Raw genomic sequence first — 15,526 nt, 5'->3', positions numbered from 1 at the left:
CTTTGCCGGGCCTCTGGTGTTGCCCCCGGCAGGGGGTTGGCGAAGCGACACGAAGTGCGCGAAGACTGGGGGCGAGCCTGTCACTCGTTGGTGATCTTGCGTTCCACGACGATCTTCTTCCACTTGGCGGCGTCGGTCGCGACCATCTTCGCGAACTGGTCCGGCGTGCCCGGCACGGCGGGCTCGATGCCCAGGCGTGCCAGCTTTTCCTTGACCTCGGGGTCGGCCAGCGCGTCGTTGGCGGCCTTGTTGATCTTCGCGACGATGTCCGCCGGCAGGTTCTTCGGACCGTAGAAGCCGAACCAGGTGTTCGACTCGTAGCCCGGCAGCGTGTCGGCGATGGGCGGCAGCTCTGGCGCCAGCGGGCTGCGCTTGAGCGAAGTGACGCCCAGCGCGCGCAGGCGGCCGTCGCGCACGTGCGGCATGCCGGTGGGCAGCGAGTCGAACAGGACGTCGACCTTGCCGCTGATCAGGTCGGGAATGGCCAGCGCCGTGCCCTTGTAGGGAATGTGCGTGACGAACACGCCGGCCTGCGCCTTGAAGAGCTCCGCCGTGAGCTGCACGATGGTGCCGTTGCCGCTCGATGCGTAGTTGAGCTTGCCGGGGTTCTTCTTCGCGTAGTCGATCCACTCGCGCACCGTCTTCGCGGGCGAATTGACCGGCACCAGCATGATGCTGGCCGCGTCGCCCACGTGCGCGATCGGCGTGAAGTCGCGCACCGTGTCGTAGGGCAGCTTGCTGATCGCGGGGCCGATGGCGTGCGTGCTCGTGGTGGCCAGCAGGATGGTGTAGCCGTCGGGCGCGGCCTTGGCGGCCTGGTCGGAGCCGATGGCGCCGCCAGCGCCGGGCTTGTTGTCCACCACCAGCGTGGTGCCCAGCTTGTCGCCCATCTTCTGCCCCAGCGTGCGGGCGAAGAGATCAGTGGCGCCCGCGGCCGGGAACGGAACGATCAGCCGGATCGGCTTGTTCGGATAGCCCTGCGCCAGGCTGGCGGACGAGGCGGCCATGCCGAGCGCGACGGCGAGCACCTGGATGAACTGGAGGCGTTTCATGTGCGGGAAAGAATTCTGTGCCAGTGGGAACCGAGCATGCTATGCACCGCTGGCGCATCAAGCCAGATAATTTGGCTTATTCAACTATCAATGCCGTTTATGACACGAGCCCCAGCCGAAGAGATCTCGCTGCAGCAGCTGCGGGCGCTGGCGGCGGTGGCCGAAACCGGCAGCTTCACGCTGGCGGCCGAGGCCCTGCAGCTCACCCAGCCCGCCATCAGCCACCTGATCAAGCGGCTCGAGGAAGAATTGGCGCAGCCGCTGGTGGTGCGCGGGCGCCGCATCCGCATGACCAACGCGGGCCAGATGATGGTCGACACCGCCGTGCGCGCGCTGCGGCTGATCGACGACTCGGTCGGCGCCTGCCGCTCCCAGTCGCAGCTGCGCGAAGGCCGCATCGTGCTGGCCGTGGGCCACCTGACCGCGGGCGCCCTGCTGCCGCCGCTGCTGGGCCGCTTCTCGCAGAAGCACCCCACGCTCGCGGCCACGCTGCTCGACAGCACGGCCGAGCAGATGATTTCGCGCGTGCTCTCGCAGGAGGCCGACCTGGGCTTCGGCTCGGACATCGGCCAGAAGCATTCCGAGCTGGCGACCGAGCCGCTCTTCACCGAGCGCATGGCCCTTTTCGTGCGCGACGACCATCCGCTGGCCCAGCACGAATCGGTCGAGGCCAGACATCTGGAGGGGCTGCCCTTCATTCACGTGAACCCCGACGCCAACGTGTGGCGCGCCGTGAGCCGCCAGCTGGCGAGCGTGGCCAACGTGTATCCGCAGGTGGTGCACCACGTCTCGATGCTGTCCACCGCCTTCGGCCTCATACAGGCCGGCGCGGGCGTGGCGCTGGCGCCGCGCTATGTGGAAGTGCTGATGCCCGGCAACCTGCGCGCCGTGGGCGTGACGCGGCCCGTGCTGGAGTACCCGGTGGTCGCCATCCGGCTGGCCAAGCATCCGCTGAGCCCGGCGGCGATGGCCTTCCTGGCGATGGCGCGGCAGCACATGAAGCCGCCGCGCGCGGGCAAGCTCTGAAGGGGAGCGGACAGCCGAACGCAGAAGAAATACAAAAATCACGAGAAGGTCGCGGAAGAAACCATGAAAACTTCTTCGGTCTTCCTTGTGCGACCTCTGCGAAACTTTCGCGACTTCTGCGTTCGGCTGTCCGAATCCTCTCCCCCAAAACAAAAACGGCGCCCGAAGGCGCCGTCGTGCAGAGCGTAAAGGATCAGTCTTCGACGAAGGCCTCTTCGCGCTTCGACTTCACGGCCGGCAGCAGCACGATGATCAGCAGCAGGGCTGCCGCGGCCAGCAGGCTCGCCGAGATCGGGCGCGTCACGAACACGCTCCAGTCGCCACGCGACAGCAGCAGCGAGCGGCGCAGGTTCTCTTCCATCATCGGGCCCAGGATGAAGCCCAGCAGCAGCGGCGCAGGCTCGCAACCCAGCTTGAAGAAGGTGTAGCCCACCAGGCCGAAGATGCCCACCATCCAGATGTCGAAGGTGTTGTTGTTGGTCGAGTACACCCCGATCGCGCAGAACAGAACGATGGCCGGGAACAGGTACTTGTAGGGCACCGACAGCAGCTTGATCCACATGCCGATCAGCGGCAGGTTCAGGATGATGAGCATCGCGTTGCCCAGCCACATCGAGGCGATCAGGCCCCAGAACAGCTCGGGGTTGCTGGTCATCACCTGCGGTCCCGGCTGGATGTTGTGGATGGTCATCGCGCCCACCATCAGTGCCATCACCGCGTTGGGCGGAATGCCCAGCGTCAGCAGCGGGATGAAGGAGGTCTGCGCGCCGGCGTTGTTGGCCGACTCGGGAGCCGCCACGCCGCGGATGTTGCCCTTGCCGAAGGGAACTTCGCCCGCCTTCAGCTTGGTCTTCTTCTCGATCGTGTAGGCAGCGAAGGCAGCCAGCAGCGCACCGCCGCCGGGCAGGATGCCCAGTGCCGAGCCCAGCGCAGTGCCGCGCAGCACCGCGGGAATCATGCGCTTGAAGTCGTCCTTGGTCGGGAACAGGCCCGAAACCTTGGCGGTGAACACTTCGCGCTCGTCGTCCGGGCGCGAGAGGTTCGCGATGATTTCGCCGTAGCCGAACACGCCCATGGCGATGGCCACGAAGCCGATGCCGTCGGTGAGCTCGGGAATGTCGAAGCTGTAGCGCGCCACGCCCGAATTCACGTCGGTGCCGACCAGGCCCATCAGCAGGCCCAGCACGATCATCGCGATGGCCTTCAGCAGCGAGCCCGAGGCCAGCACCACGGCGCCGATCAGGCCCAGGATCATCAGCGAGAAGTATTCGGCGGGGCCGAACTTGAAGGCCAGCTCGGTCAGCGGCGGCGCGAAGGCGGCCAGGATCAGCGTACCGACGCAGCCAGCGAAGAACGAACCCAGGCCGGCGGCGGCGAGCGCCGGACCCGCGCGGCCCTTGCGCGCCATCTGGTAGCCGTCGATCACGGTCACCACCGACGAGGATTCGCCCGGCAGGTTGACCAGAATGGCCGTGGTGGAGCCGCCGTACTGGGCGCCGTAGTAGATGCCGGCCAGCATGATCAGCGCCGACACGGGCGGCAGCGCGTACGTGGCCGGCAGCAGCATCGCGATGGTCGCGACGGGGCCGATGCCCGGGAGCACGCCGATCAGCGTGCCCAGGATGCAGCCGATCAGGCAGTACAGCAGGTTGGTGAAGGTAAAGGCAACGCCAAAACCCATCGAGAGGTGTTCAAACAATTCCATGATGTGGTCGGCTTTCTTCTCAACCGGTGATGAAGGTCGGCCAGACCTGGATCTGGAGCTTGAGCGCCCAGATGAAGGCGACGTAGCTGCCGACGGCCAGCACGGTGGCCAGGATCAGCACGCTGGGCAGCTTGAACTCGTGGCCCGCGAGGCTGGAGATGATCACCAGCGCGTAGATGGCGATGATCATGCCCATGGCCGGAACGCCGATGCTCGGCAGGCCGCCGAGCAGCACGCCGAAGGCGAGGTTGGCGCCGAGGATGAACACCACCTGCTTCCAGGCCCACTTGCCGATCTTCTCGCCGTCGGTGGTCTCGACGCTGAGCCCGGTGAACATGATCCCGAGGCCGATGAGGGCCATCAGGATGCCGAGCATCAACGGGAAGTAACCCGGTCCCATCCGGGCCCCGGTGCCCACGGTGTAGGTGGTGGCGCCCCATGCGAACGCCACGCCCACCACCGTGAACATCAGACCCGAGAAAAAGTCTTTCTGACTCTTGATCTTCACGAACAGTCTCCTCGAACAAATTTCGATGCGGGATTGTCGAGTCAGCTTCCGGTCAGGCCGATGTGGATTCCACTAACCAAAGTCCTAGGGATAACCCGGGAGCATCAGTCGCTCCCGGGGCTGGAACCGGGGCGGATCATTCCAGCGGAGGCGTGGCGCTCAGCACCTCTTCGATGGTGGTAACGCCCTCGGCCACGCGCAGCGCGCCGGCCAGCCGCAGCGGCCGCATGCCGTCGATCACGGCCTGGCGGCGCAGCCCGGCGAGGTTGGGCTCCTTCGTGACCTGGCTCTTGAACGGCTCGCTGACGCTCAGCAGTTCGTACAGCCCCATGCGGCCCATGTAGCCGGTCATGCGGCAGTCGACGCAGCCCACCGGCTTGTAGGCGCGCACCGAGCCGGTGATCTGCCAGGGCTTGACGATGGCCTCGAGCTTCTCGCGCGTGACGGTGTCGTCGGGCTGCTTGCAGTTGGGGCACAGCGTGCGCACGAGGCGCTGGGCGAGCACGCCCAGCATCACGGCGTTGATGAGGTACGAGGGCACGCCCAGTTCCATCAGCCGCGTGATGGCGCTCGGCGCGTCGTTGGTGTGCAGCGTGCTGAACACGAGGTGGCCGGTGAGCGCGGCCTGCACCGCCATCTCGGCGGTGGCGAGGTCGCGGATCTCGCCGACCATGATGATGTCCGGGTCCTGCCGCATCAGCGCGCGCAGGCCCTCGGTGAAGCCGAAGTCGAGCTGCGGCTGCACCTGCGTCTGGTTGAAGGAGGTCTCGATCATTTCGATCGGGTCCTCCACCGTGCTCACGTTGACCTCTTCCGTCGCCACGCGCTTGAGGGTGGAGTACAGCGTGGTGGTCTTGCCCGAGCCCGTGGGCCCGGTCACCAGGATGATGCCGTTGGGGCGCGTGACGAGCTGTTCCCAGCGCTGCGCGTCGTGCTGCGCGAAGCCCAGCGCGTCGAGGTCCTTCACCGCCGTGTCGGGGTCGAAGATCCGCATCACCATCTTCTCGCCGAAGGCGGTCGGCAGCGTCGACAGGCGCATTTCGATCTCGTCGCCGCGCATGTTGCGGGTCTTGATGCGGCCGTCCAGCGGACGGCGCTTCTCGACCACGTCCATGCGGCCCAGCAGCTTGATTCGCGCGACCATCGCGTTCATCACGCCCATGGGCATCTGGTAGGCCGGATGCAGGATGCCGTCGATGCGGAAACGGATCACACCCTGCTCGCGGCGCGGCTCCAGGTGGATGTCGCTCGCGCGCTGGTCGAAGGCGTACTGCCACAGCCAGTCGACCACCTGCACCACGCTCTGGTCGTTGGCGTCGAGCTGCTTGTTGCTCTTGCCGAGCTCCACCAGCTGCTCGAAGCTCGTGGTGCTGGCATTGCCGCCGGCCTTCTGCGCGGCACGCACCGATTTCGCGAGCGCGAAGAACTCGGCCGTGTAGCGCTGGATGTCGGCCGGGTTGGCGACCACGCGCCGCACCGAGCGGCGCGCCTGCCGCTCGACCTCGGCGATCCAGTCGGTGAGGAAGGGCTCGGCCGTGGCCACCACCACCTCGTTGGGCAGCACCTGCACCGGCAGCACCTTGTGGCGCTCGGCATATGCGGCGCTCATGGTGTCGGCCACCTTGCCCACGTCGACCTTGAGCGGATCGATGCGCAGGTAGGAAAGGCCCGCGCGGCCCGCGAGCCATTGCGTGAGCATTTCGAGGTCGAGCGGCTTGTTGTCGCTCTCGCGCGTCATGGCGACGTTGGCCAGCCGCACCAGCGGCGCCTGGCGGCTCTCGGCCTGTGCGCAGCGGGCGATGGTGCGCTTGGCCTCGTGCGGGGAAATCACGCCATCGGCGGCGAGCCATTCGATCAGGCGGCGCAGGTCGAGCGGGCCTTCGTGGCGCGCGGCCAGCGGGGCGGGGGCGGAAGCAGCGGGTACAGCGCTCATGTGCCGTGGGTCGGGTTCAGGTTCGGGTGAATGTCGGATTCTGCGGCTTGAAGACCCGCAGCCATTTGGGTGCGGGCAAGCCCCAGCGAGTCTGGATCGTTTGGGCGCGCTCGGCAAGCGCCTCGCGCTTCGGGCGGCTCGGCGTGCGCTGCGCGAGAACCACCGTGTTGCCTTCGCGCGTCGGCTTGAAGGCCCAGACGGCATCGGCGCCGAAGGCGGAGGAAATCTTCTCGAGGCTGCGCTCGTAGCTCGACGAGCGGCCGAAGAGATTGACCGTCATGCAGCCGTCTTCCGTGAGCAGCGCGCGGCAGTCGGCGTAGAAGTCCTCGCTGTCGAGCACCGGCGCGGCGGCCTCGTGGTCGTACAGGTCGACCTGCAGCGCGTCGACCGTGCCATGCCACTCGGGCTTGCGGATCTCGGCCGCGGCATCGGCGATCACCACGCGCAGCTTCGGATCGTCCGGCGGCAGCTTGAACCAGCCGCGGCAGGCCGACACCACCTGCGGATTGAGCTCGATCGCGGTGGTGCGCATGCGCAGGATCTTGCGACTGAACTTGGTCAGCGTGGCCGCGCCCAGGCCGAGCTGCATGGCATGGCGGCCGGCCACGCTCTTGGGGTCGGCGAAGAGCAGCCAGGCCATCATGCGCTGCACGTACTCGAGCTCGATCTCGAAGGGCGCATCGAGCTTCATCGAGCCCTGGACCCATTCGGTGCCCAGGTGCAGATAGCGGATGTCGCCCCAGTCGGAAAAGTTGACTTCAGGGAGGGAAACAGGAGTTTTGCTCGATGCCATCGATGCAGCGGGTCAGGCGACTAGTTTGTGGGCAGCCAGCACTTCGCGCCAGGCCGCGAGCTTGCGCTCGAAGCTCCACGACGCATTGGCGGGGCTGGTGGAAGGCAGCTGGTAGACCGGCACGCCCAGCGCGCGCGTGTGGCGCGCATGCTTGAAGCTCTCGCCGCCGTTGTGCGCGATGGCCGCGAGCTTCGGCAGGTGCAGGCCGGCGATGTCGTTGGCCACGGGCGCGCGGATGGCCGAGTCGAGGCTGCCCTCGCGCTCGCAGGACGCGTACACGTCCCACACGCCCAGGCCGCGGTCGAGCAGCCACCGGCAGCGCGGCCCGTAGCTGTCGGCGCCCGAGGGCAAGGGGATGTCGGGCCACACGGCTTGCAGGATCTTCCAGAACTGGTTTTGGGGGTGTGCATAGTACTGCTGCCGCTCGAGCGACTTCACTCCCGGAAAGCTGCCCAGGATCAGGACGACGGTGGCCGGCGAGACGATGGGCGCGAGCCCCGTGAGCAACGGGCTCGCGGCGGCCGTGGATGCGGCGGAGGGGTTCATGGTCGGCAATCGTGCCACTGTCGGGCGAGTGCCCCGTGCGCCCATGAAAAAACCCGCCGAAGCGGGTTCTTTCGCGAAATCCGGAAGGGTTCCGGAACTGTTTACTTCTTGGCGGCTTCGTTCTCGGCCGTGCCGGGGATCTTCTCGCCGATCGCCTTGCCGGTGGAACGCATGCCGTCGGCCGTCTTGTGGCCGGCGTTCTCGACGGCATCGCCGGTCTTCGCGGCGGCGTTCTTGGTGGCGTTGGTTGCCTTCTTGGTGGTGCGCTTGGTCGCGTTCCAGGCCTTCTTGGAGCCGCGCTCGGTAGCGTTCACGGCCTTCTTGGTGGTGCTCTTGGTCGCGTCCCAGGCCTTCTCCGCGCCGCGCTCGGTGGCGTTCACCGCATCCTTGCCGGCTTCCTTCACCTTCTCGGTGGTGGATGGCTCGGTGGTGGCTGCGGTCTGCGCAACGGCCGACAGGCCGATGGATGCCAGCGCCAGGGCGACGACGACGGGAACGGTACGAACAAAGGACTTGGTCATGAAAGAACTCCTTTTTTGAGTGAAGTATGGGAGTGACGGATGTGCCACTGCACAACCAACGCCACTTCGAACTTCAAGGATGACAGCAAAAACGGGCCCTTGGCACGCCCGGACGCAACTCGGGGCATCGGCCTACGCGAGGGGTTTCCGGCCATCCGACACGGACAGCAGACTTTGGAGCTTCGGCAGCGCCGCGACCGCGTTGCGAGTGGTCGCTTCGGCCAGCGCATCGATGCCGATGCCCCGCAGATCGGCCACCACCTCGGCGATGCGCGGCAGCTCGGCCGGCTCGTTGCGCCCCTGCGGCTCGCCGGCATCGCGCTGGGCCTGCGTGCGGTAGATCCAGTGCGGCTGGATGTCGGGCGCGTCGGTCTCCATCACGATCGATTCCATCGGCAGCGTGGAGGCCAGCCGCCGAAGCTGCAGGGCGCGCTCGAAGGTCACCGCGCCGCCGAAGCCGAGCTTGAGCCCGAGCTCGATGCACGCGCCGGCCTGCTGCCCGCTGCCGTTGAAGGCGTGCGCGATGCCCTGCCACGACCGCCCGCCCGCCGTCTGCCGCAGGTGCTTGAGCACCTTGTCGACCGAGCGCCGAACGTGGATGAGCACGGGTAACCCGTGCTTGCGTGCCAGTTGCAACTGAGTGTGAAAAAACCGCTCCTGCTTTTCGCCGTCGAGCCCTTCGACGAAGTAGTCCAGGCCGATCTCGCCGACCGCCACCAGCCTCGGGTCGTCGCGCCGGGCGGTCAGTTCGGCGTCGAGGGTTTGCAGATCCTCGTCCTTCGCCTCGCCGGTGCACAGCGGGTGGATGCCCAGCGCATAGGCATCGCCCTGCGCGTGGGCCAGCTCGCACACGGTGGCGAAATTGAAGACGGCCACGGCCGGGATCACGCACATCGCCACCCCCCGCTCGGCGGCATGGGCGCGCAGCACCGGCATCTCCGCACCGAATTCGGGCGCGTCCAGATGACAGTGGGTATCGATGAAGGTAGCCATCGCGCGATGATGCCCGATGGGATGCGCAGGCGCGGAAAGCGTGCTACTGTGAACTCCTCTACACGCGATTGCGATTTTTTAAGCCGGAGGTACTCCGATGCGCAGGCCCGCTTTCTACAGCCGTTCGCCCCGCACGCAGCCACCGGCCGCAGACGAGGCGGCCGAACGGGCGGATGCGCCGGCATCGCCCGAGACGGCCGGCGGGGGCTCCGTACCTCCCGAAACTCCTGTCAGGAAAGCAGGCTGGCAGCCCGGACGCCGCAGCTTCGCGCTGCTCGTCGTGCTCTCGGCCGCGATGGTCGCCGGCGCCGTGCTCTGGGCGCCGCGCCCTGGCACCAAGGTTCTCACCCAGAAAGACATCGACGCGGCCGTGCTGCGCACGCTGCAGACCAACACCCTGCCCTCGCCCGCGGCCAAGGCGGCCGACATCATCCGGCCTTCGGTGGTGCGGGTGGTGAGCTACGGCGAGGAGAAGAACACGCCCGAGGCCAAGACCCAGAAGCGCGGGCGCAACATGGCCAAGGGCAAGCCGCCCGAGGCGCCCAACGACGGCGGCGCGCCGGGCGAGTTCGAGCGCGGCGTGGGCACGGGGGTGGTGATCGTCGACAAGGGCGTGATCCTCACCAACCTGCACGTGGTCGCCGGCGCCGACAAGATCAAGGTCACCTTCTACGACGGCCTGGAGGCGCCCGCCACCATCACCGGCGTGCAGCCCGAGAACGACCTCGCGGTGCTGCAGGCGCAGAAGATTCCCGACGACCTGATCCCCGCCACCATGCGCTCCACCGCCGACCTGCGCCCCGGCGACCAGGTGGCGGCCGTGGGCTTTCCCTTCGGCATCGGGCCCTCGGTGTCGGCCGGCGTGGTGTCGGGCCTGAAGCGCTCGTTCCGCTCGCCCGAGGGCAAGCAGGAACTGGGCAACCTGATCCAGTTCGACGCGGCCGCCAACCCCGGCAATTCGGGCGGACCGCTCATCAACATGGATGGCGAGGTGCTCGGCATCGTCACCGCCATCCTCAACCCGACGCAGCAGCGCACCTTCATCGGCATCGGCTTCGCGGTGCCCATCGAGAACGCGGCATCGGCCGCGGGTTCACCGCCGTTCTGAACGATCTTCTTTCTTCTCTTCCCTTCCTCTCGAAAGCCCTTCGCATGAGCACAGCAGAGACCACCGCCAACCCCACGCCGGCCGGGACGGCCGAACTGATGGAGCAGATCCTCTACGAGGTGAAGCGCGTGGTCGTCGGGCAGGACCGCTTCCTGGAGCGCGTGATGGTCGCCATGCTCGCGGGCGGGCACCTGCTGGTCGAAGGCGTGCCGGGTCTGGCGAAAACGCTCACGGTGAAGACGCTGGCCGATACCGTGCGCGGGCAGTTCAAGCGCATCCAGTTCACGCCCGACCTCGTGCCCGCCGACCTGGTGGGCACGCGCATCTACAACCAGAAGACCGGCGACTTCAGCACCTCGCTGGGCCCGGTGTTCGCCAACCTGCTGCTGGCAGACGAAATCAACCGCGCGCCGGCCAAGGTGCAGAGCGCGCTGCTCGAGGTGATGCAGGAGCGCCAGGTCACCATTGCCGGCGAGACCCACCGCGTGCCGCGCCCCTTCCTGGTGATGGCCACGCAGAACCCCATCGAGACCGAGGGCACCTACCCGCTGCCCGAGGCGCAGGTCGACCGCTTCATGATGAAGGTGCTGGTCGACTACCCGAGCGACGAGGAAGAATTCGTCATCGTCCAGCGCGTGATCGGCCCGCCGGTCAGCGCCACGCCGGTCGCCACCACCGAGCAGCTCGCGGCGTTGCAGGCCGAGGCGCGGCGCGTGTATGTCGACCCGTCGCTCATCCAATATGCGGTGAAGCTGGTGTCCGCCACGCGCACGCCCGAGAAGCACGGACTGAAGGACCTGCATCGCTTCATCACCTTCGGCGCCAGCCCGCGCGCCAGCATCAGCCTGACCGAGGGCGCGCGCGCCCTGGCGCTGCTGCGCGGCCGCAGCTACGCGCTGCCGGAAGACATGACGGCGCTGGTGCCCGACGTGCTTCGCCATCGTGTGACGCTTTCCTACGAAGGCCTGTCCGAAGGCCTGACGCCGGACAGCCTGGTCGAGAAGATCATGCGCGCAGTCCCCGCTCCTCCCAAGCCGCTCGAACATGAAAAGCTGGTGGCGTAAGGCCCCCGCGGCCGCCAACGACGACCGGCTCGCCATCGAAGCCGGCGGGGCGGAACGCGCGCTGCGCCGGCTCGAGTGGACCGTGATCCGCCGCCTCGACGGCCTGCTGCAGGGCGACTACCGCACGCTGATGCGCGGCACCGGGCTCGACCTGGCCGACCTGCGCGAATACCAGCACCACGACGACGTGCGCCACATCGACTGGAACGTCACCGCGCGGCTGCAGACGCCGCATGTGCGCGTGTTCACCGAAGACCGCGAGATGGCCGCGTGGTTCGTGCTCGACCTGAGCCGCTCGGTCGACTTCGGCTCGGGCCTGAAAGCCAAGCGCGAGATCTCGGCGGGCTTCGTCGGCGTGCTGGCGCGGCTGCTCACGCGGCACGGCAACCGGGTGGGCGCGCTGGTCTACGGCAGCGATCTCGAAGCGGTGATCCCGCCGCGCAGCGGGCGGCGCCATGTGCTGCACCTGCTGCACGCGATGGAAAAGCGCGCCGGCAAGGCTGGCGCCGAGCCTGCGCAGAAAGGCATGACGCGGCTGGCCGACCTGCTCAAGTCGGCCGCCACGCTGATGCCGCGGCGCTCCACCGTGTTCGTGGTGTCCGACTTCCTGAGCGAACCCGGCTGGGAACGCCCGCTGGGCCAATTGGTGCAGCGCCACGAGGTGGTCGCGGTGCGCCTGTTCGATCCGCTCGAGCTGGAGTTGCCCGACCTCGGCCTGGTGCCGCTGCGCGACGCCGAGACCGGCGAGCAGCTGTGGGTCGATACCCACGACGCGGGCTTCCGCAAGCGCTTCGCCCGGCTGGCGGCCGAGCGCGAGAACACATTGCGCGAGGCGCTGGCCCGGGCCGGTGTCGACGCGCTCGAACTCTCGACCGATGACGACCTGGTGGAAGCCATCGTCCGTTTCGCCGATCTGCGCAAGCGCCGCGCGCGCATCGGCCAGGCTGGCCTGAAGGCGGTGGCAGCATGACTTTTCTCTGGCCTCAATTCCTCTGGCTGCTGGCGGCGCTGCCGCTGCTGATCCTGCTCTACCTCTGGCTGCTGCGGCGCAAGAAGAAGCTGGCGGTGCGCTACGCCAGCCTGTCGATCGTGCGAGAAGCCATGGGCGCCGGGCAGAGCGTGCGGCGGCACCTGCCGCCCCTGCTGTTCCTGCTGGCCATGGCCGCGATGCTGGTGGCCGCGGCGCGGCCGATGGCGGTGGTGGTGCTGCCGTCGAACCAGCAGACCATCATCCTGGCGATGGACGTATCGGGCAGCATGCGCGCGGCCGACGTGCAGCCCAACCGGCTGGTGGCGGCGCAGGAGGCGGCCAAGAGCTTCATCAAGGACCTGCCGCGCACCGTGAAGGTGGGCATCGTCGCCTTCGCGGGCAGCGCGCAGGTGGCGCAACTGCCCACCACCAACCATGAAGACCTGGTGACCGCCATCGACAGCTTCCAGCTGCAGCGCGCCACCGCCACCGGCAACGCCATCGTGGTGTCGCTGGCCACGCTGTTCCCCGACGCGGGCATCGACGTCGAGCAGTTCAGCTCGCCCAGCCGCCAGCGCGGTGCGGCCATCGACCAGAACGAGAAGAAGCTCAAGGAGTTCACGCCGGTGGCGCCGGGCTCGTTCACCTCGGCCGCGGTCATCATGCTGACCGATGGCCAGCGCACCACCGGCGTCGACCCGCTCGATGCGGCCAAGGCCGCGGCCGACCGCGGCGTGCGCATCTACACGGTGGGCGTGGGCACGGTCGACGGCGAGACCATCGGCTTCGAAGGCTGGTCGATGCGCGTGCGGCTCGACGAGGACACGCTCAAGGCCATCGCCAACAAGACAAACGCCGAATACTTCTACGCCGGCACCGCGAACGACCTGAAGAAGGTCTACGAAACGCTGAGCTCCAAGCTCACGGTGGAGAAGAAGGAAACCGAGATCTCGGCGCTCTTCGCGCTGGGCGCAGCCGTGCTGACGCTGCTGTCGGCCGGGCTCTCGCTGCTCTGGTTCAACCGGATTCTCTAGCGCCGCGGGGGGCCGCCGGCGCCTCGGGCGACTTCACCGCCCCGATGCCGCCGAGGAACAGGTCGGCCACGATCGGCGCGATGGCCGCGTGGTCGAGCCGGCCGTCGGGCTTCATCCAGGTGAACATCCAGTTGATCATGCCGAAGAGCAGCATGGTCAGCGGCTTGGCGAGGTCGTCGCTGGGCGCACCGGGGCGCAGCGCCGACACCGCGCGCGCGAAGCCCGCGACCACCTCGCGTTCCTTGTCGAGCACGCGCTCGCGGTCGGCCTCTTCGAGAAAGCGCACGTCGTCGGTCAGCACGCGGTGCGCGTCCTGGGCGCCGGCGTATTCCTCGACGATGCGGTAGATGAAGCGGCGCAGGCGCTCCTCGTCGGTGTGCGTCGAGGCTTCTTCCTCGGCCACCAGCGCCGCAAGCTTGGACACGTGCGTTTCCGCGATGCTGATGAGCAGGCTGCTCTTGTCCTTGTAGTAGTGGTAGAGCGTGGCCTTCGAGAGGCCGCAGGCCTCGGCCACCTGGTTCATCGAGGTGGCGGGATAGCCGCTGCGCGCGAACAGCTGGGCGGCCTGCGCGAGGATGAATTCACGCTGGTCCTCGTAGGTGGCGGATCTTCCACGCGGCATCGGTTCGTGTTCCTGGGTTCTTCGGTGTTGGGGTTGAAGGCAACGCGCGATCTTGCCCGAAGCTCGGCGAGGTTCAGCCGCGCTTCGTCGCGATGAGCGAACGCACGTCGGTGGCCGGCAGGCTCGGGCGGTTCTTCTCCACGCTGGAAAGCGGCTCCACCTCGCGCAGGCTCGCGAGGCTGCGTACCGTGAGCGCCTGGTAGGTCTGGGTGCCTTCGAGCTTCCAGGCGATCTCTTCCTCGCTCAGCTCGCGCTTGACCTTTGCCGGAATGCCGGCGCTCAGCGTGCGCGCCGGCACCTTCATGCCAGCCGGCACGAAGGCGCACGCGGCGACGATGGCTTTCTCGCCGATCTCGGCCTCGTCCATCACCACCGCGTTCATGCCCACCAGCGCGTCGCGCCGCACGATGCAGCTGTGCAGGATCGCGCCATGGCCGATGTGGCCGTTGACCTCGACGACCGTGTCGTTGTCGGGAAAGCCGTGGATGCAGCAGTGATCCTGCACGTTGGAGCCCTCCTCCAGCACGATGCGGCCGAAGTCGCCGCGCAGGCTGGCACACGGGCCCACGTAGCAGTTGGGGCCGACGATCACGTCGCCGATCAGCACGGCCGTGGGATGCACGTAGGCGCTCGGATCGACGACCGGGATCACGCCGTCGATGGAATAACTGGGCATTCGCTCTGTCTCCTTGTCTTGCCTTGGCTGGCTTTCGGCGCGCTCTCAGGGTTTGCCCTGATCGAGCCGGCTTGTGCCGCCATCGAGGTCGATCCTAAAATCAACCGAACGGTCGGTCAATAGTGTTTGCACACCGGCCCGTACCCATAAGGATGAAAGAGACAAGCGATGACTGAGCCTTTGGTACTCACCACCAACGCCGGTGCCGTCCGCACGCTGAGCCTGAACCGGCCGGCCGCCCTCAACAGCTTCACGACGCAATTGCATGAAGCGCTGATGGCCGAGCTGGAAGCCGCGGCAGCCGACGAGAGCGTGCGCTGCGTGGTGCTCACGGGCGCCGGCCGCGCCTTCTGCGCGGGTCAGGACCTGGCCGACCCGTCGGTCGCACCCGACCCGACGCCCGGCGCCGCGCCCAAGGACCTGGGCCACGTCATCTCCACCTGGTACGCCCCTCTGGTCGCACGACTGCGCTCGATGCCGGTGCCGGTCATCGCCGCCGTCAACGGCGTGGCCGCCGGCGCGGGCGCCAACCTCGCGCTGTGCTGCGACCTCGTGGTGGCCGCGCGCTCGGCAAGCTTCATCCAGGCCTTCACCAAGATCGGCCTCGTGCCCGACACCGGCGGCACCTGGCTGCTGCCGCGCCTCGTGGGCTCGGCGCGCGCGCTGGGCATCGCGATGCTCGGCGACAAGCTGCCCGCCGAGGAAGCCGTGCGCATCGGCCTGATCTGGCAGTGCGTGGACGACGCAGCGCTCGCCGAAACGGCAGCCGCGCTCGCATCGAAGCTCGCCGGCATGCCCACGCGCGCCCTCGTCGCCACCCGCGAGGCCATGGCCGCCGCGCAGCACATGGACCTGGGCGCGGCGCTGGCCGAGGAAGCCCGCATCCAGCGCGAGATGGGCAACGCCAATGACTACCGCGAAGGCGTGGAAGCCTTCCGCGCCAAGCGCGCGCCCGTCTTCAAGGACCGCTGAAGC

Annotated in this window: 16 protein-coding genes; 6 read left to right on the top strand and 10 right to left on the bottom strand. The window is 67.8% G+C overall.

What is annotated here, in order from left to right; translation table 11 throughout:
* Window positions 1-80: 80 nt before the first annotated feature.
* Window positions 81-1,052 (bottom strand): Bug family tripartite tricarboxylate transporter substrate binding protein, encoded by a 972-nt coding sequence (locus tag EJP67_RS18125; protein ID WP_126023102.1) that lies wholly within the window; start codon window positions 1,050-1,052, stop codon window positions 81-83.
* A 99-nt stretch (window positions 1,053-1,151) separates the two neighbouring features.
* Between EJP67_RS18125 and EJP67_RS18120 the strand changes: the two genes are divergently transcribed.
* Entirely contained in the window at window positions 1,152-2,078 is a 927-nt protein-coding gene (locus EJP67_RS18120; RefSeq protein WP_126023101.1) for a LysR family transcriptional regulator, read from the top strand.
* Window positions 2,079-2,271: 193 nt separating this feature from the next.
* Here the strand turns inward: EJP67_RS18120 and EJP67_RS18115 are convergent, their stop codons facing one another.
* The 7 genes from EJP67_RS18115 to EJP67_RS18085 form a co-directional block, all read right to left on the bottom strand.
* Window positions 2,272-3,783, bottom strand: coding sequence for a tripartite tricarboxylate transporter permease (locus tag EJP67_RS18115; RefSeq protein WP_126023100.1), 1,512 nt, complete (start codon window positions 3,781-3,783; stop codon window positions 2,272-2,274).
* Between the two features lie 19 nt (window positions 3,784-3,802).
* Window positions 3,803-4,291, bottom strand: a complete 489-nt coding sequence (locus EJP67_RS18110; RefSeq protein ID WP_019654302.1) for a tripartite tricarboxylate transporter TctB family protein — start codon at window positions 4,289-4,291, stop codon at window positions 3,803-3,805.
* Between the two features lie 136 nt (window positions 4,292-4,427).
* Complete coding sequence (tfpB, locus tag EJP67_RS18105) at window positions 4,428-6,224, bottom strand: type IV pilus assembly ATPase TfpB (protein ID WP_126023099.1); 1,797 nt, start codon at window positions 6,222-6,224, stop codon at window positions 4,428-4,430.
* A 16-nt stretch (window positions 6,225-6,240) separates the two neighbouring features.
* Entirely contained in the window at window positions 6,241-7,017 is a 777-nt protein-coding gene (locus EJP67_RS18100) for a class I SAM-dependent methyltransferase (RefSeq protein ID WP_126023098.1), read from the bottom strand.
* A gap of 12 nt (window positions 7,018-7,029) precedes the next feature.
* Window positions 7,030-7,563: a DNA-deoxyinosine glycosylase gene (locus EJP67_RS18095; protein ID WP_126023097.1), complete on the bottom strand. Its 534-nt coding sequence runs from the start codon at window positions 7,561-7,563 to the stop codon at window positions 7,030-7,032.
* Between the two features lie 101 nt (window positions 7,564-7,664).
* Window positions 7,665-8,084 carry a hypothetical protein gene (locus EJP67_RS18090; protein ID WP_126023096.1) on the bottom strand — a complete coding sequence of 140 codons (420 nt, stop codon included), beginning with the start codon at window positions 8,082-8,084 and terminating at the stop codon, window positions 7,665-7,667.
* A gap of 132 nt (window positions 8,085-8,216) precedes the next feature.
* Window positions 8,217-9,077: a TatD family hydrolase gene (locus EJP67_RS18085; RefSeq protein ID WP_126023095.1), complete on the bottom strand. Its 861-nt coding sequence runs from the start codon at window positions 9,075-9,077 to the stop codon at window positions 8,217-8,219.
* A 97-nt stretch (window positions 9,078-9,174) separates the two neighbouring features.
* On the opposite strand from EJP67_RS18085, the gene EJP67_RS18080 reads away from it, so the two are divergent.
* From EJP67_RS18080 to EJP67_RS18065, 4 genes are read left to right on the top strand one after another with little or no spacing between them, the layout of a single operon-like run.
* Window positions 9,175-10,185: a S1C family serine protease gene (locus EJP67_RS18080; RefSeq protein WP_126023094.1), complete on the top strand. Its 1,011-nt coding sequence runs from the start codon at window positions 9,175-9,177 to the stop codon at window positions 10,183-10,185.
* Between the two features lie 44 nt (window positions 10,186-10,229).
* Complete coding sequence (locus EJP67_RS18075) at window positions 10,230-11,249, top strand: AAA family ATPase (RefSeq protein WP_126023093.1); 1,020 nt, start codon at window positions 10,230-10,232, stop codon at window positions 11,247-11,249.
* Complete coding sequence (locus tag EJP67_RS18070; RefSeq protein WP_126023092.1) at window positions 11,230-12,219, top strand: DUF58 domain-containing protein; 990 nt, start codon at window positions 11,230-11,232, stop codon at window positions 12,217-12,219. Before EJP67_RS18075 ends, EJP67_RS18070 begins: the two co-directional genes overlap by 20 nt.
* Window positions 12,216-13,253, top strand: a complete 1,038-nt coding sequence (locus tag EJP67_RS18065; protein WP_126023091.1) for a VWA domain-containing protein — start codon at window positions 12,216-12,218, stop codon at window positions 13,251-13,253. The genes EJP67_RS18070 and EJP67_RS18065 overlap by 4 nt, the downstream gene beginning before the upstream one ends.
* Here EJP67_RS18065 and EJP67_RS18060 read toward each other — a convergent pair.
* Together EJP67_RS18060 and EJP67_RS18055 are read right to left on the bottom strand one after the other, a co-directional pair.
* Complete coding sequence (locus EJP67_RS18060) at window positions 13,237-13,875, bottom strand: TetR/AcrR family transcriptional regulator (RefSeq protein WP_126023090.1); 639 nt, start codon at window positions 13,873-13,875, stop codon at window positions 13,237-13,239. The genes EJP67_RS18065 and EJP67_RS18060 overlap by 17 nt on opposite strands.
* 73 nt (window positions 13,876-13,948) lie before the next feature.
* Window positions 13,949-14,551: a phenylacetic acid degradation protein PaaY gene (locus EJP67_RS18055; RefSeq protein ID WP_126023089.1), complete on the bottom strand. Its 603-nt coding sequence runs from the start codon at window positions 14,549-14,551 to the stop codon at window positions 13,949-13,951.
* A gap of 168 nt (window positions 14,552-14,719) precedes the next feature.
* On the opposite strand from EJP67_RS18055, the gene EJP67_RS18050 reads away from it, so the two are divergent.
* Entirely contained in the window at window positions 14,720-15,523 is an 804-nt protein-coding gene (locus tag EJP67_RS18050; RefSeq protein ID WP_126023088.1) for an enoyl-CoA hydratase-related protein, read from the top strand.
* The last annotated feature ends 3 nt before the right edge of the window (window positions 15,524-15,526 follow it).

It is taken from the genome of Variovorax guangxiensis (assembly GCF_003952165.1).
GTDB lineage: Bacteria > Pseudomonadota > Gammaproteobacteria > Burkholderiales > Burkholderiaceae_C > Variovorax > Variovorax guangxiensis.
The sequence above is the reverse complement of the archived record's forward strand: the minus strand, read 5'-3'. Positions and strand labels throughout refer to the sequence as shown.

Coding starts and splice junctions, on each gene's coding strand:
- EJP67_RS18100 (WP_126023098.1), bottom strand. CDS start 7,017: ATGGCATCGAGCAAAACTCCTGTTTCCCTCCCTGAAGTCAACTTTTCC.
- EJP67_RS18050 (WP_126023088.1), top strand. CDS start 14,720: ATGACTGAGCCTTTGGTACTCACCACCAACGCCGGTGCCGTCCGCACG.
- EJP67_RS18060 (WP_126023090.1), bottom strand. CDS start 13,875: ATGCCGCGTGGAAGATCCGCCACCTACGAGGACCAGCGTGAATTCATC.
- EJP67_RS18085 (WP_126023095.1), bottom strand. CDS start 9,077: ATGGCTACCTTCATCGATACCCACTGTCATCTGGACGCGCCCGAATTC.
- EJP67_RS18125 (WP_126023102.1), bottom strand. CDS start 1,052: ATGAAACGCCTCCAGTTCATCCAGGTGCTCGCCGTCGCGCTCGGCATG.
- EJP67_RS18055 (WP_126023089.1), bottom strand. CDS start 14,551: ATGCCCAGTTATTCCATCGACGGCGTGATCCCGGTCGTCGATCCGAGC.
- EJP67_RS18075 (WP_126023093.1), top strand. CDS start 10,230: ATGAGCACAGCAGAGACCACCGCCAACCCCACGCCGGCCGGGACGGCC.
- EJP67_RS18095 (WP_126023097.1), bottom strand. CDS start 7,563: ATGAACCCCTCCGCCGCATCCACGGCCGCCGCGAGCCCGTTGCTCACG.
- EJP67_RS18120 (WP_126023101.1), top strand. CDS start 1,152: ATGACACGAGCCCCAGCCGAAGAGATCTCGCTGCAGCAGCTGCGGGCG.
- EJP67_RS18080 (WP_126023094.1), top strand. CDS start 9,175: ATGCGCAGGCCCGCTTTCTACAGCCGTTCGCCCCGCACGCAGCCACCG.
- EJP67_RS18065 (WP_126023091.1), top strand. CDS start 12,216: ATGACTTTTCTCTGGCCTCAATTCCTCTGGCTGCTGGCGGCGCTGCCG.
- tfpB (WP_126023099.1), bottom strand. CDS start 6,224: ATGAGCGCTGTACCCGCTGCTTCCGCCCCCGCCCCGCTGGCCGCGCGC.
- EJP67_RS18070 (WP_126023092.1), top strand. CDS start 11,230: ATGAAAAGCTGGTGGCGTAAGGCCCCCGCGGCCGCCAACGACGACCGG.
- EJP67_RS18090 (WP_126023096.1), bottom strand. CDS start 8,084: ATGACCAAGTCCTTTGTTCGTACCGTTCCCGTCGTCGTCGCCCTGGCG.
- EJP67_RS18115 (WP_126023100.1), bottom strand. CDS start 3,783: ATGGAATTGTTTGAACACCTCTCGATGGGTTTTGGCGTTGCCTTTACC.